The following is a 13567-nucleotide window of genomic DNA, read 5'->3' on the forward strand; positions in this document are numbered from 1 at the left end:
ACGGCGACCAGCGCGATCATCCGATCCACCAGCACCGGCGACGGCGACACCTCGTCGACCACCGCCGCCAGCTGCTCGAACCGAGCCCGCACGGCGTACAGGTCCGGCACCGCCGACAGATCCGCGGCAGCCGGCGGATCAGAACCGGCAGACGGATCAGAACCGGCAGGCCGAACGGGGCCGGCAGGCGGGTCGGGTGAGGCGGGGGCGTCGATGACCGCGGTCATGCGTCCATCATAGACGAACATATGTTCGAACACCAGGGTCCGGAACGGACGCACCCACCGGCGGTTCCGGTGGGACCGACGGCCACTACCCTCGCGCTCATGGCAGAGGCACCGGCGGGCGAGGTCGTGATCAGGGTGCGCGGCGAGTTCGAGCGGGAGGTCCCCGCCGAGCGGGGCACCGCGAACCTGCTGGTCCTCGCCCAGGGCGCCGAGCCGGGACCGGTGCGCGCCCGGGTCGAGGCGGACGCCGCCGCCGCGCTGGCCGACGTGCGCGGCCGGCACGACCCGGAGTCCGGCCCGGTCCGCCGCTACGTGGTCGGCCAGGTCCGCACCTCGGTCCAGCAGCCCTCGCACAAGGGCAGGCCCCGCCCGGCGGTGTACCACGCCTCGGTGTCGATCTCGGTGGAGTTCGACGACGTCGCCCGGCTCGGCGACTGGCTGTCCTCGCTCGGCGCGATCGAGGGCGTCACGGTGCAGGGGATCGGCTGGGACCTGGCCACCGAGCACCGGCGCGAGCTGGAGCGGGCGGTCCGCCAGGAGGCGCTGCGGCAGGCCCGCGAGCGCGCCCAGGACTACGCCGACGCGCTCGATCTCGGCCCGGTGCGCCCCCGGCTGGTCGCCGACGTCGGGCTGCTCGGCACGCATCCCGGGCCGTCGGCCCGGGCCGTCGGCCTCTCGTTCGCTGCTGCCCCGGAGAGCTCCGGGGACGGCCTGGGCGAGCTGCTGCGGCCCGACGACGTGACGGTGCAGGCGACCGTCGAGGCCGAGTTCACCGTCTGAGAAGGCGCCCGCCTCAGCCCCGCTCGGCCGCGATGTCGGCGTGCGCGGCGCGCAGCGACCGCTTGAGGATCTTGCCGCTCGGGTTCTTCGGGAGCGCGTCGGCGAACACCACGTACTTGGGCCGCTTGTACCCGGCGAGCCGCTCGCGGGCGTGCGCGTGCACCTGCTCCTCGGTGAGCGTCACCCCCTGGCGCGGGACGACGACCGCGGTGACCGCCTCGATCCAGTGCGGGTGGCTGACGCCGAACACCGCGACCTCGGCGACGCCGTCGAGCAGGTAGAGGGCCTCCTCCACCTCGCGCGACGCCACGTTCTCGCCGCCGGTCTTGATCATGTCCTTCTTCCGGTCGACCACCGACAGGTAGCCGTCCGGCGTCATCACGCCCAGGTCCCCGGAGTGGAACCAGCCGCCGGCGAACGCGGCGGCGGTCTTCTCCTCGTCGTTGTAGTAGCCCAGCGCGGCGTGCGGGGAGCGGTGCACGATCTCGCCGACCTCACCGGGCGGCAGCGGCTCCCCGGCGTCGTCGACCACCCGGGTCTCCACGTTCAGCGACGCCCGGCCGGCCGACCCGGCCCGCTCCAGCTGCTCCTCGGGCCGCAGGATGGTGGCCAGCGGGGACATCTCGGTCTGCCCGTAGAAGTTCCAGAGCCGCACGTCCGGCAGCCGCCGGGACAGCTCGTGCAGCACCTCGACCGGCATCGCGGCCGCGCCGTAGTAGCCCTTGCGCAGGCTGGACAGGTCGGTCGAGTCGAAGTCCGGGTGGCGCAGCAGCGAGATCCACACCGTCGGCGGGCAGAACAGCTTGGTGACCTTCTCCCGGGCGATCGTGGCGAGCAGCGTCGCCGGGTCCGGCCCGGGCACGATGATGCTGGTCGCGCCGAGGTAGACGTCGACCGAGAAGAAGCAGTCCAGCTGCGCGCAGTGGTACATCGGCAGCGAGTGCAGCTCGACGTCGTCGGCGGTCATCCCGCCGTCGACGATGCAGGACAGGTACTGGGTGACCAGCGAGCGCGACGACAGCACGACGCCCTTGGGCCGGGACTCGGTGCCGGAGGTGTACATGAGCCGCAGCGGGTCGTCGTCGCCGACGTGCACGTCCGGCTCGCCCGGATCCCCGGCACCGTCGATCCACTCCGCGACGTCGGTCCAGTCGCCGGTGGCGGGCGCGCCGGAGAGCCCGATCCGGCCGCGCACCCGGACCGGGGCGGACGAGTGCGCGAGCGCCTTCTCGGCGGTCTCGGCGAGTGCGTCCTCGGCGACGAACGCGACCGCCCCCGAGTGGTCGAGGATGTAGGCGATCTCCTCGGGGCCGAGCATGAAGTTCACCGGCACCAGGACGACGCCGAGCCGGGCGGTCGCGAAGGCGAGCACGCCGAACTGGCGGCAGTTGTGCGAGAGCAGCGCGAGCCGGTCGCCCTTGACCAGACCGCTCGCGGTGAGCGCCGCGGCGCAGCGGTTCACCGCCGCGTCGAACTCGGCGAAGCTCCAGCGGACGTCGCCGTCGACCACGGCGAGCCGGTCCGGGTAGCGCGCGGCGGTGCGGTGCAGGAGATCCCCGACCGAGTGCCGGCGGGCCCGCGTGACCGCGGCGGTGGTCTGCTCGCTGAATTCTCCGGCAACGCTGCTCATGCGCTGATCCTGCACCAGCCGGTGGCACACCGTCACGTGGTGCGAGCCCACATCGGGGGAGCGCCTCGGTGGGGTCACGCACCGTGGCGATCACGCCGTTCGCCCCGTATGTTCCGTTAGTCAAGTTCGTTGATCCACACAGGAGTGGTGCACGGTATGGCCCGATCCGACACGCGCGCACCGACCGGTACCCCGCTCTCCCGCGCGATGCGCCCGGTGAACGCCGTCGTCGAGCGGTACATCCCGTCGGCGCTGGTCTTCGCGATCGTCCTGACGTTCGTGGTCGGCCTGATGGCGGTGGCGCTGACCGACTCCGGGCCGGTGGACGTCGTCGCCAGCTGGGGCGAGGGACTCTCCGGGCTGCTCGACTTCATCACCCAGATGGCCCTGATCCTGCTGCTCGGCCACATGCTGGCGCACACCCGTCCGGTGCAGCGGCTGCTGAAGGCGCTCGGCTCGCTGCCCCGGACCACGATGCAGGCCTACCTGTTCGTGTTCCTGGTCGCCGCGATCGCCTCGCTGATCACCTGGGGCCTCGGCCTCGTGGTCGCCGCGCTGATCGCCCGCGAGGTCGCCGCGCAGGGCCGGGAACGCGGGCTGCAGCTGCACTTCCCGATGCTGGTGGCGGCCGGGTTCTCCGGCTTCGTCGTCTGGCACATGGGCTACTCCGGATCGGGACCGCTGCTCGCCGCCACCGAGGGCTCCTTCATCGCCGACCAGCTCGGGGCGCCGATCCCGGTCAGCGAGACGACCTACTCGGCCTGGAACCTGATCGCGATCGTGGTGACCCTGATCGCCGTCGCCGGCGCGCTCTACCTGGTCGCGCCCCGGCCCGGCGAGAAGGTCCGGGAGTTCGTCACCGACGAGCCGGTCACCGCCCCGGCCCGGACCGACGAGGAGCGCACCCCGGCCGACCGGGTGGACGGCAGCCGGGTGCTCACCACGCTGCTCGGCCTGCTGCTCGCCGGCTACCTCGTGCACCACTACGCGACCGGCGGCAGCCTGACCCTGGACATCGTCAACTGGACGTTCCTCTGCCTGATCCTGCTGCTGGTGGCGAACCCGTTCGAGATGATCGCGCTGACCCGCAACGCCGCGTCGAACGTCGGCGAGATCCTGCTCCAGTTCCCGCTCTACGCCGGCATCCTCGGGATCATGACGGCCAGCGGCCTGGTCGAGATCATCTCGGCCTGGTTCGTCAACATCTCGACGCCGGTCACCTTCGGCCTGCTCACGTTCCTCTCGGCCGGGCTGGTGAACCTGGCCATCCCGTCCGGCGGCGGGCAGATCGCCGTCCAGGGCCCGGTGATGATCGACGCGGCGAACCAGATCGGCGTCGACCCGGCCATCGCGCTGATGGCGATCGCCTACGGCGACCAGTGGACGAACATGATCCAGCCGTTCTTCGCGCTGCCGCTGCTGGCCATCGCCGGGCTCAAGATCCGGGACATCCTCGGCTACACGACGGTCACCCTGGTCGCGTCCGGCATCGTGTTCGGCGGGACGATGCTGCTCATCTCGCTCTGACTCACCGGGCCGCGGCCGCGGGCTCCCCGATCGGCGTGTGGACCGGCGTCGGGGTGTCCCGGCCGCGGAGCACGACCTCCCGGCCGGCCCGCCAGTGCCGGGCCTCGCGGCCGGCCGCGTCGACGGCGCGGGCGGCCGCGACGACCCCGCCGGGAACCGACTTGGCGAGCTCGGTGAGCCGGGCCGCCTCGTTCACCGGGTCGCCGATCACGGTGTACTCGTAGCGACGCGGATCGCCGATGTTGCCCGCGACGGCGTCGCCGGCGGACACCCCGATCCCGGCCTCGATCTCCGGCATCTCGGCGGCCAGCCGCCTGCCCAGGCAGCGCGCCGCGGACAGTGCCGCACCGGGGGCGTCGTCCAGGTCCATCGGGGCGCCGAAGACGGCCAGCGCCGCGTCGCCCTCGAACTTGTTGATCCAGCCGCCGGCCTGCTCCACACACTCGACGACGACGCCGAAGAACCGGTTGAGCAGCGCCACGACCTCCTCCGGGGGCCGCCGGGCCGCCATCGTCGTCGATCCGACGAGATCGACGAACAGCACCGCAACCGGCCGCAGCTCGCCGCCCAGCCGGATCCCGTCGCCGCGCGCCGCGGCGGCCTCCGCCACGTCCCGGCCGACGTGTCTGCCGAACAGGTCCCGGATCCGCTCCCGCTCGCGCAGCCCCTCGACCATCCCGTTCGTCCCGGCCTGCAGCTGGCCGAGCTCGGTGTTGTCGTAGACCGGGACGCGGACGTCGAGATCGCCGTCCTGCACCCGGGCCAGCGCCCGCCGCACGGTCAGCACCGGATCGGCGATCGCCCGGGCCGCACCGACCGCGGTGAGCAGGCCGGTGCCGATCGCGGTACCGCCGAGCACCAGCATGGTCACCGCCAGCTGGGTCGGCGACGAGTCGCCGTAGACCAGCGCGAGCAGCCCGGCCAGCATCACCCCGCACAGCGGGACGGCGGTGCCCAGCGCCCAGAAGCCGACCGAGCGCAGCATCACCCCGGTCACCAGGCGCCGGCGCTCCGGCGGGCGCCCGGACAGCACCCGGGCGGCGGCCCGGCGCAGCATCCGCTCGACCAGCAGGTAGCACAGCGCACAGGTGGTGATCCCGCCGATCGCGACGGTCGCCGTCACCGAGAACGCCAGCCGCCCCGAGTAGCGCAGGTTCACCAGGCAGAACAGCACCGCGGCGAGCAGCCACAGGAAGGCGATCATCCAGGTGATCCGGGCCGGCCCGCGCAGCACCAGCCTGCGCTCGGCCCGGGCGAGGTCCGTGGTGCGCCGGGGCAGGGTCAGCTTGCGGCGGCCGAACCAGATCCCGATCGGGACCGTGAGGAGCAGGTACGCCCCCAGCACGACCAGGTTCACCAGCCGGATCCCGGCCGCGTCCAGCAGCTCCTCGCGGGGCAGCACGAACGCCGAGATCACCAGCACCACGGCCGCGCCGCCGACGTTCGCCGCGACCACCACGAACGCCAGCAGCGCCCGCACCGGGAGCCCGACGACCGGGCGTCCCGGCTGCGCAGGCCGCTGATCGGTCATGGCCGGAGTCTAGGCCGAAAGGGTGGTCCGATCAGGTGCGCAGGGCGGCGAGCCGTTCGGCGGCCTCGACGAGCACCGCGTCGCGCTTGCAGAAGGCGAACCGGACCAGCGGCCGGGTCGCCGCGACACCGGCCTCGGACGCGCAGAACACCGACACCGGCACCGCCGCGACCCCACACAGCTCGGGCAGCTTCCAGGCCAGCTCGACGCCGTCGTCGTGGCCGAGCGGGCGCGGATCGGCGACCACGAAGTAGGTGCCGCGCGGGGTGAGCACGTCGAACCCGGCGGCGCGCAGACCGGCCGAGAGCAGGTCCCGCTTGCGGGTCAGGTCGGCGGTGATCCCGGCGTAGAAGTCGTCGCCGAGGGCGAGCGCCTCGGCGACCGCGGGCTGCAACGGGGCGCCGCCGTGGAAGGTGAGGAACTGCTTCACCGCCCGGGCCGCGCCGACCAGCTCCGGCGGGCCGTGCACCCAGCCGACCTTCCAGCCGGTCACCGAGAACGTCTTGCCCGCCGAGGAGATGGTCAGCGTCCGGTCGGCGAGCCCGGGCAGGGTCGCCATCGGGACGTGCCGGGCGTCGTCGAAGGTCATGTGCTCGTAGACCTCGTCGGTCACGATCACCGCGTCGTGCGCGCGGGCGAGCTCGCCGATCCGGATCAGCCGGTCGCGGGTGAACACCGCGCCGGTCGGGTTGTGCGGGGTGTTCACCAGCACCACCCGGGTGCGCTCGGAGAAGGCGGCGACGAGCTCGTCGTCGTCGACGTCGAAGCCGGGGGCGCGCAGCGGGACCGGGCGCAGGGTCGCGCCGGACAGCGCGACGGTGGCCGCGTAGGAGTCGTAGTTCGGCTCGAACGCGATCACCTCGTCGCCCGGGCCGCAGAGCCCGAGCAGGGTCGCCGCGATCGCCTCGGTCGCGCCGGTGGTGACCAGCACGTCGTCCGGGTCGACGTCGAGGCCGTAGAAGCGCCGCTGGTGTGCGGCGACGGCCTCGCGCAGCGCGGGCACGCCCGGCCCCGGCGGGTACTGGTTGAGGCCGTGCTCGGTGATGTTCGCGGCGGCGCCGGCCAGCAGCGACGCCGGACCGTCGGTGTCCGGGAACCCCTGGCCGAGATTGATCGCCCCGGTCCGCGCGGCCAGCCGGGAGATCTCGGTGAAGATCGTGGAGGTGAACGGGCGCATGCGCTCGACCAGCATGGTTCCCACAGTAGAGCCGGGGCGGCCCGGGCCCGGCCGCGCGGGTCAGTCCAGGCCGCGGACGATGTTCCCCTCGTCCTCGTGCTCCTCGACGTCGGCCCGCGTGGCGGTGCTGTCGGCGGTGTTCATCATGGCCTCCTGCTGAGTGTCCGGTGACGAATGGTGGACACAGGGATGGACGTACGTCACCGGGTTCCGGTTGCTGTACCGGCTCATGGACCGATCCAGATGCACCCGGCCGGGTGAGTGCGACCTGTCCACCCGGCCGGGCGGTACCTGCCTAGCGGCCGATCCGGCCCACCAGATGGATCACTTCCGGTTTCTTGACGCCGCGGACCGCGAACCGCCACGCGTCGCCGTCGCGGGCGGTCACCAGCTCCGCGGTCGACGGGAGCAGCAGCGGCCTGCGGAAGGTGACGTCGAAGCCGACCGCGTCCGGGAGCCTGCCCTCCAGTGCCGCGGCCACCCGGGCCGCCGTCCACATGCCGTGCGCGATCGCCCGCGGGAAGCCCATCGCCTTCGCGGTGAGCGGGTACAGGTGGATCGGGTTCACGTCACCGGAGACCGCCGCGTAGCGACGCCCGGTGTCCCCCGGTACCCGCCACAGCGCGGCGGCCGGGCCGGTCGGCACCGCCGGCTCAGGCGGCGCCGGGGCCGGCTCACCGGAGGGTGCGCGCGCGCCGCGGGACAGGTAGGTCGAGCGGCCCTCCCAGACCGTCGCCCCGCCCGCCGAGACCGTCCCCACCAGGTCGACCTGCGCGCCCTTCGGGTGCGCGGTGAACCGCTCGGCGCGCACCCGCACGTCGACGGTCTCGGACACCGCGACCGGCCGCTGCACGGTGATCCGGTTCGCCAGGTGCACCAGGCCGGGCAACGGCAGCGGGAACGACCGGCCGGCCATCAGCGCGACCTGCAGCGGGAAGGTCAGCAGGTGCGGATAGGTGACCGGCAGCGCGTCGCCGATCCGGAAGCCGCAGACCCGGGCGTAGTCGGCCAGGTGCGCCGGGTCGACCACGATCCCGCTGCGTGCCAGCTCCCGGTCCGGCAGGCTGCCGGCCCGGCCGGGCAGCACGGTCCGGACCGCCGCGGCGGCGTAGAGCGGGCCCAGCGCGGGCGCCCCGGACAGCTCGGTCACCGCGGTGGCGCCGGCGTTCCCGGCGTTCCCGGTCATCTCAGGCCCCCAGCATGGACTGGCCGCAGACCCGCACGACCTGCCCGTTCAGCCCGCCGGACTCGGCACGGCCGAACCAGCCGATCGTCTCGGCGACGTCGACCGGCAGCCCGCCCTGGCGGAGCGAGTTGATCCGGCGGCCGCCCTCGCGGGTGGCCAGCGGCATCGTCGCCGTCATGTCGGTCTCGATGAACCCGGGCGCCACCGCGTTGATCGTCGCGCCGCGCTCGGCGAACCGCGGTGCCAGCGCGCGCACCATCCCGATCACGCCCGCCTTGGAGGCGGCGTAGTTGGTCTGCCCGCGGTTGCCCGCGATCCCGGACTGCGACGACACGCAGACCACCCGGCCCGCCTCGCGCAGCGGCGACCCGTCGGCCAGCAGCGCGTCGTTGATCGCCAGCTGGGCGCCCAGGTTCACCGCCAGCACCGCGTCCCACCGGTCGGCGGTCATGTTCGCCAGCAGCTTGTCCCGGGTGATCCCGGCGTTGTGCACCACCAGGTCGACGCCGTCGTGCCGCTCGGCGAGGTGCCCGAGCAGCCGGTCGGCGGCGTCCGCGGCGGTGATGTCGAGCTGCAGCGCGGTGCCGCCGGTCCGGTTCGCCGTCTCCGCGAGCAGCTGCCCGGCGGCCGGCACGTCGACCGCGACGATCGTCGCGCCGTCCCGGGCCAGGGTGTCGGCGATGGCCGCACCGATCCCGCGGGCCGCCCCGGTGACGACGGCGACCCGGCCGGCGAGCGGCCGCTCCTCGCCACGCGGGTCGTCCACCTCGGCCGGCTCGGGCAGCACGCCGATCGGCGCGGCGACGTGCACGACCTGGCCGTCGACGTAGGCCGAGCGCGCGGACAGGAAGAACCGCACCGACGAGTCGATCGCCACCGGCGCCGCATCCTCCGCGACGACCAGCAGGTTCGCCGTCGCCCCGGCGCGCAGCTCCTTGGCGACCGAGCGGACCAGCCCGTCCAGCGCCTGGGCCACCGCGGCCGCCTCGGCACCCCCGGTCGCGAACGCGTCGGCCGGCTCGGCACCGATCAGCAGCAGCCGGCCGGACGGGCGCAGCCTGCGCACCGCCGGGGTGAGAAGCTGCTGGGCCGCGGCGAGATCGGCCAGCGTCCGCGCCCCGGACAGGTCGACGACGATGCCGTGCAGCTTCTCCTCGCCCGCCTCGGCGAGCGCCGGCTGCCCGTTCTCCTCGACGAGCGCCGCGACCGCCTTCGCGAACCGCCCGTCGGCCGCGCCCGGGGACGCCACCAGGACCGGACCGGCCAGCAGCGGATCGCCCGGCCGGTGCCGGCGCAGCACCGGCACCGTCGGGAGCCCCAGCTGCTTGGCTATGCCGGTGTGCGACAGGGTCGCCAGGAAGTCGCTCACGCGGTGGCCTCCAGGATCGCGACGACGCCCTGGCCGCCGGCGGCGCAGATGGAGATCAGGCCGCGCTGGTCGCGGCCCTCGGCGTCGGCCCGCTCGCGCAGCAGCTTCGCCAGGGTGGCCACGATCCGTCCGCCGGTCGCGGCGAACGGGTGCCCGGCCGCCAGCGAGGAGCCGGCGACGTTGAGCCGGTCGTCGTCGATCGGGCCCAGCGGGGTGTCCCGGCCGAGCCGCTCCTTGCAGAACCGGGCGTCCTCCCAGGCCTTGCGCTGCACCAGCACCACCGAGGCGAACGCCTCGTGGATCTCGTAGCGGTCGAAGTCCTGCAGGGACAGGCCGTTGCGCTCCAGCAGCCGGGGCACCGCGAACACCGGCGCGGTGAGCAGTCCGTCGTTCCCGTGCACGTAGTCGACGCCGGAGGTCTCCGCGTCGACCACGTGCGCGAGCACCGGCAGCCGGTGCTCGGCCGCCCACTCGTCCGAGCCGAGCAGCACCAGCGCGGCGCCGTCGGTCAGCGGGGTCGAGTTGCCGGCCGTCATGGTGGCGTCCGGGCCCTTCCCGAACACCGGCTTGAGCTTCGCGAGCTTCTCCAGCGACGAGTCGGCGCGCAGGTTGTCGTCCCGGGTCAGCTTCAGGTACGGGGTGAGGAGATCGTCGAAGAAGCCGCGCTCGTAGGCGGCCGCCAGGTTGCGGTGGCTGCGCACGGTGAGCTCGTCCTGCTCGGTGCGGCCGATGCCCCACTCCAGCGCGGTGCGGGCGGCGTGCTCACCCATCGACAGGCCGGTCCGCGGCTCGGAGTTCTTCGGGATCTCCGGCACGATCTGGCCCGGCCGCAGCTGCCCGACCAGCTTCAGCCGCTCCAGCGGCGTGCGCGCCGCGTTCAGCTTGACCAGGACCCGACGCAGGTCGTCGTTCAGCGCGATCGGCGCGTCCGACGCGGTGTCCACGCCGCCGGCGACCCCGGACTCGATCTGCCCGAGGGCGATCTTGTTGGCGACCGCGATGGTCGCCTCCAGGCCGGTGCCGCAGGCCTGCTGCACGTCGTAGGCGGCGGTCGCCGGGCTCAGCCGGGAGCCCAGGACGGCCTCCCGGGTCAGGTTGAAGTCACGCGAATGCTTGAGCACCGCCCCCGCGACGACCTCGCCGAGCCGTTCGCCGGCCAGCCCGAACCGGGCCACCAGGCCGTCCAGGGTGGTGGTGAGCATGTCGAGATTGGACGCGCCGGCGTACGCGCGGTTGGCCCGGGCGAACGGGATCCGGTTGCCGCCGATGACGGCGGCCCGCCGGGTGCTGGCTGGCATGGGGTCGTCCCTCCTGGGGTAGGACCGTGGGCAGGAGCTGGTGGTCGTGATTACCACCGGGTAGCCGATACTCAAGGTACACGGTACTGTCGGTTTCGTGAAGGTGGGACGGGACAGGCGGGACAGCCGGTGGGACGCGCACCGCGAGCAGCGGCGCGTCCAGCTCGTCGCCGCCGCCATCGGCGCCATCCGCCACCAGGGCGCCGGCCTCGGGATGGACGAGATCGCCGCCGCGGCCGGCACCAGCAAGACCGTCATCTACCGGCACTTCGGCGACCGCAGCGGCCTCTACACCGCGATCTGCGAGTCGGTCGCGGACGTGCTGCTCACCGAGGTGCGGCGGGCCACCGCCGACGCGCTGACCGCACCGGCGGGCGGCCCGCGGGCCGCCGTCGCCGCGGGCATCGACGCCTACCTCCGGCTGATCGAGATCGACCCGGAGCTCTACCGCTTCGTGGTGCACCGCCCGCTGCTCTCCCAGGGCCCGGCGACCGGCCGCCGCCCCGCCCGGGAGGACGGCACCACCGACCCGGTCAACGACCTGGTCACCGTGATCGGCGACGAGATCGCCGCCGTGATCGGCGCCCGCGTCACCGGCGGCGACGGGCCGTCCGCCGCCCGGATCTGGGGGCACGCGATCGTCGGCCTGGTCCGCGGGGCCGCCGACGACTGGCTGGCCCGCCCGGACGGCACCACCCGCGACCGGCTCACCGCACACCTCACCGACCTCGCCTGGTCCGGACTCTCCGGCCTGGCACCGCACGTGCAGGAGGTTCAGCCATGACCCCCACAACTCCGGCGACCCCGACCGGCATCCTTCCCGCACCGGACCGGATCCCGGCCGACATACTGCGCGACGTCGTCGACGGCCGGTGGATCGACGTCCGGCGGGAGACCCGCGAGCAGCTGGCCGCCGCCGGCGTGCTGGCCGATCCGGACGCCTCGTCCGAGGAGTACCGCGCCCGGATCACCGAGGCGCTCAAGATCCTGATCTCGTCCGGGCGGCCACACAGCGGGTTCGCCCGGTCGGTCGGCGGGCGCGGCGACGTCGGCGGCGTCGTGACCGCGTTCGCGATGCTCGCCTACGGCGACCTGTCGCTGCTGGTGAAGGCCGGCGTCCAGTGGGGGCTGTTCGGCGGCGCGGTGCAGGTGCTCGGCACCGCCGGGCACCACGAGCGGTACCTGCGCCGGATCATCGACGGCGAGCTGCTCGGCTGCTTCGCGATGACCGAGACCGGGCACGGCTCGGACGTGCAGCACCTGCACACCACCGCGACCTACGACCGGGCGTCCGGCGAGTTCGTGGTGCACACGCCCTACCCGCAGGCACGCAAGGAGTACATCGGCAACGCCGCCCGTGACGGCCGGATGGCCGTGGTCTTCGCCCAGCTCGTCACCGACGCCGGCACGCACGGCGTGCACGCCTTCCTCGTCCCGATCCGGGACTCCGACGGCCATCCCGCGCCCGGCGTCACGATCGGCGACGACGGCCGCAAGGCCGGCCTGAACGGCGTCGACAACGGGCGGCTGAGCTTCGACCGGGTCCGCATCCCGCGGGAGAACCTGCTCAACCGGTTCGCCGACGTCGCCGAGGACGGCAGCTACTCCTCGCCGATCGAGAACGAGACGGCCCGGTTCTTCACCATGCTCGGCACCCTGGTCCGCGGCCGGATCTCGGTGGCCGGCGGCGCGGGCGGGGCCACCCAGAAGGCGCTCGCGCTCGCCGTCCGGTTCGGCGAGCGCCGCCGCCAGTTCTCGTACCCGTCGACCGGCGAGGAGATCGCCGTCCTCGACTACCTGGCCCACCAGCGCAAGCTGCTGCCCGCGCTGGCGACCACCTTCGCGCTGCACTTCACCCAGGAGGACCTGGTGGCCCGGATGCACGACATCCAGGCGCCCGGATCCGGCCCGGTCGGCGCCCGTGAGCAGCGCACCCTGGAGCAGTCCGCGGCCGGGATCAAGGCAATCGCGACCTGGCACGCCACGCAGACCATCCAGACCTGCCGGGAGGCCTGCGGCGGCGCCGGCTACCTGGAGGAGAACCTGCTGCCCGCGCTGAAGGCGGACACCGACGTGTTCACCACCTTCGAGGGCGACAACACGGTACTGCTGCAGCTGCTCGCCAAGGAGCTGCTGTCGGACTACGGCAGGACGATCCGCAAGGGCGATCCGCTGCAGATCGCCCCGCTGCTCGGGCGCCAGCTCGCCGGGGTGCTCGCCGAGCGGACCGGCCTGGCCTCGGCGGCCCGGCGGCTGCCGCTGCGCGGCCTGGACCTGACCGACCGGGAGCGCCGCCGCACGCTGCTGCGGGTGCGCCGGGACGACACGCTGGCCGCCGCGATCCGGAACCTGGCACCGGCGGTACGCCGCGGGAACGACGGGTTCACCGTCTTCAACGCCAACCAGGACCTGCTGCTGACCGCGGCCCGCGCGCACGTCGACACGCTCGTCGAGGGATCGTTCGCCGCGGCGCTGGACCGGATCGACGACGCCGGGGTGCGGGCACTGCTGGAGCGCGTCTACGACCTGCACGTGCTCGGCGTGATCGACCGCGAGCGGGCCTGGTACCTGGAGACCGGCCGGCTGACCGCGGCCGAGTCCCGCTCGCTCCGCCCGCTGGTCAACGACCTGTGCCGGGAGCTGCGGCCCTACGCCCGCACACTGGTCGACGCGTTCGGCATCCCGGAGAACCTGCTGGCCTGCCCGATGCTCGACGACGAGGCGTGGGCCCCGGCGCCGGGCGCCCCGGCCGAGCCGGTCACCGGTTCGGTCGAGACCGGCTGATCCGTGCGGACACGCGAACGGCCGGCCCCCTGGACCCGGGGGCCGGCCGTTCGCGTGT

The 13567-nt window shown here is 73.8% G+C and carries 12 protein-coding genes; 4 read left to right on the top strand and 8 right to left on the bottom strand.

Annotation, left to right across the window (positions count from 1 at the left end; all coding sequences use genetic code 11):
* A partial coding sequence (locus ABZ881_RS20205) for a hypothetical protein (RefSeq protein ID WP_358486616.1) occupies nucleotides 1–227 on the bottom strand: 227 nt, incomplete at its 3' end.
* 99 nt (nucleotides 228–326) lie between these two features.
* On the opposite strand from ABZ881_RS20205, the gene ABZ881_RS20210 reads away from it, so the two are divergent.
* Nucleotides 327–1007 carry an SIMPL domain-containing protein gene (locus tag ABZ881_RS20210; RefSeq protein ID WP_358486618.1) on the top strand — a complete coding sequence of 227 codons (681 nt, stop codon included), beginning with the start codon at nucleotides 327–329 and terminating at the stop codon, nucleotides 1005–1007.
* Between the two features lie 13 nt (nucleotides 1008–1020).
* Here the strand turns inward: ABZ881_RS20210 and ABZ881_RS20215 are convergent, their stop codons facing one another.
* A complete protein-coding gene (locus ABZ881_RS20215; protein WP_358486619.1) occupies nucleotides 1021–2637 on the bottom strand; it encodes an acyl-CoA synthetase in 1617 nt (538 codons plus the stop codon).
* A gap of 156 nt (nucleotides 2638–2793) precedes the next feature.
* Between ABZ881_RS20215 and ABZ881_RS20220 the strand changes: the two genes are divergently transcribed.
* Nucleotides 2794–4164, top strand: coding sequence for a TIGR00366 family protein (locus ABZ881_RS20220; RefSeq protein ID WP_358486621.1), 1371 nt, complete (start codon nucleotides 2794–2796; stop codon nucleotides 4162–4164).
* Nucleotide 4165: 1 nt separating this feature from the next.
* On the opposite strand, the gene ABZ881_RS20225 is transcribed toward ABZ881_RS20220, so the two are convergent.
* From ABZ881_RS20225 to ABZ881_RS20250, 6 genes are all read right to left on the bottom strand, one after another.
* Nucleotides 4166–5695: an adenylate/guanylate cyclase domain-containing protein gene (locus ABZ881_RS20225; RefSeq protein WP_358486623.1), complete on the bottom strand. Its 1530-nt coding sequence runs from the start codon at nucleotides 5693–5695 to the stop codon at nucleotides 4166–4168.
* A gap of 31 nt (nucleotides 5696–5726) precedes the next feature.
* Nucleotides 5727–6887 (bottom strand): pyridoxal phosphate-dependent aminotransferase, encoded by a 1161-nt coding sequence (locus tag ABZ881_RS20230; protein ID WP_358486624.1) that lies wholly within the window; start codon nucleotides 6885–6887, stop codon nucleotides 5727–5729.
* Between the two features lie 45 nt (nucleotides 6888–6932).
* The gene (locus ABZ881_RS20235) at nucleotides 6933–7103 is read right to left on the bottom strand and encodes a hypothetical protein (RefSeq protein ID WP_358486625.1); all 171 of its coding nucleotides are present in this window, start codon (nucleotides 7101–7103) and stop codon (nucleotides 6933–6935) included.
* 64 nt (nucleotides 7104–7167) lie between these two features.
* Nucleotides 7168–8058: a MaoC/PaaZ C-terminal domain-containing protein gene (locus tag ABZ881_RS20240; protein ID WP_358486626.1), complete on the bottom strand. Its 891-nt coding sequence runs from the start codon at nucleotides 8056–8058 to the stop codon at nucleotides 7168–7170.
* 1 nt (nucleotide 8059) lies between these two features.
* Nucleotides 8060–9427: a 3-oxoacyl-ACP reductase gene (locus tag ABZ881_RS20245; RefSeq protein ID WP_358486628.1), complete on the bottom strand. Its 1368-nt coding sequence runs from the start codon at nucleotides 9425–9427 to the stop codon at nucleotides 8060–8062.
* Entirely contained in the window at nucleotides 9424–10725 is a 1302-nt protein-coding gene (locus ABZ881_RS20250; RefSeq protein ID WP_358486630.1) for an acetyl-CoA C-acetyltransferase, read from the bottom strand. Before ABZ881_RS20250 ends, ABZ881_RS20245 begins: the two co-directional genes overlap by 4 nt.
* Before the next feature lie 97 nt (nucleotides 10726–10822).
* Here ABZ881_RS20250 and ABZ881_RS20255 point away from each other — a divergent pair, with 97 nt between their 5' ends.
* Both ABZ881_RS20255 and ABZ881_RS20260 read left to right on the top strand, forming a co-directional pair.
* On the top strand, nucleotides 10823–11509 hold the full coding sequence (locus ABZ881_RS20255; RefSeq protein ID WP_344021523.1) for a TetR family transcriptional regulator: 687 nt from the start codon (nucleotides 10823–10825) through the stop codon (nucleotides 11507–11509).
* The gene (locus ABZ881_RS20260; RefSeq protein ID WP_358486632.1) at nucleotides 11506–13509 is read left to right on the top strand and encodes an acyl-CoA dehydrogenase; all 2004 of its coding nucleotides are present in this window, start codon (nucleotides 11506–11508) and stop codon (nucleotides 13507–13509) included. Before ABZ881_RS20255 ends, ABZ881_RS20260 begins: the two co-directional genes overlap by 4 nt.
* Nucleotides 13510–13567 lie beyond the last annotated feature (58 nt).

This window comes from Pseudonocardia sp. NPDC046786, from assembly GCF_040645415.1.
Classification (GTDB): Bacteria; Actinomycetota; Actinomycetes; order Mycobacteriales; family Pseudonocardiaceae; genus Pseudonocardia; species Pseudonocardia kongjuensis.

What these genes read in the sequence shown, in the direction of transcription:
- ABZ881_RS20210 (WP_358486618.1), top strand. Translation starts at nt 327, where the DNA reads ATGGCAGAGGCACCGGCGGGCGAGGTCGTGATCAGGGTGCGCGGCGAG.
- ABZ881_RS20215 (WP_358486619.1), bottom strand. Translation starts at nt 2,637, where the DNA reads ATGAGCAGCGTTGCCGGAGAATTCAGCGAGCAGACCACCGCCGCGGTC.
- ABZ881_RS20220 (WP_358486621.1), top strand. Translation starts at nt 2,794, where the DNA reads ATGGCCCGATCCGACACGCGCGCACCGACCGGTACCCCGCTCTCCCGC.
- ABZ881_RS20225 (WP_358486623.1), bottom strand. Translation starts at nt 5,695, where the DNA reads ATGACCGATCAGCGGCCTGCGCAGCCGGGACGCCCGGTCGTCGGGCTC.
- ABZ881_RS20230 (WP_358486624.1), bottom strand. Translation starts at nt 6,887, where the DNA reads ATGCTGGTCGAGCGCATGCGCCCGTTCACCTCCACGATCTTCACCGAG.
- ABZ881_RS20235 (WP_358486625.1), bottom strand. Translation starts at nt 7,103, where the DNA reads ATGAGCCGGTACAGCAACCGGAACCCGGTGACGTACGTCCATCCCTGT.
- ABZ881_RS20240 (WP_358486626.1), bottom strand. Translation starts at nt 8,058, where the DNA reads ATGACCGGGAACGCCGGGAACGCCGGCGCCACCGCGGTGACCGAGCTG.
- ABZ881_RS20250 (WP_358486630.1), bottom strand. Translation starts at nt 10,725, where the DNA reads ATGCCAGCCAGCACCCGGCGGGCCGCCGTCATCGGCGGCAACCGGATC.
- ABZ881_RS20260 (WP_358486632.1), top strand. Translation starts at nt 11,506, where the DNA reads ATGACCCCCACAACTCCGGCGACCCCGACCGGCATCCTTCCCGCACCG.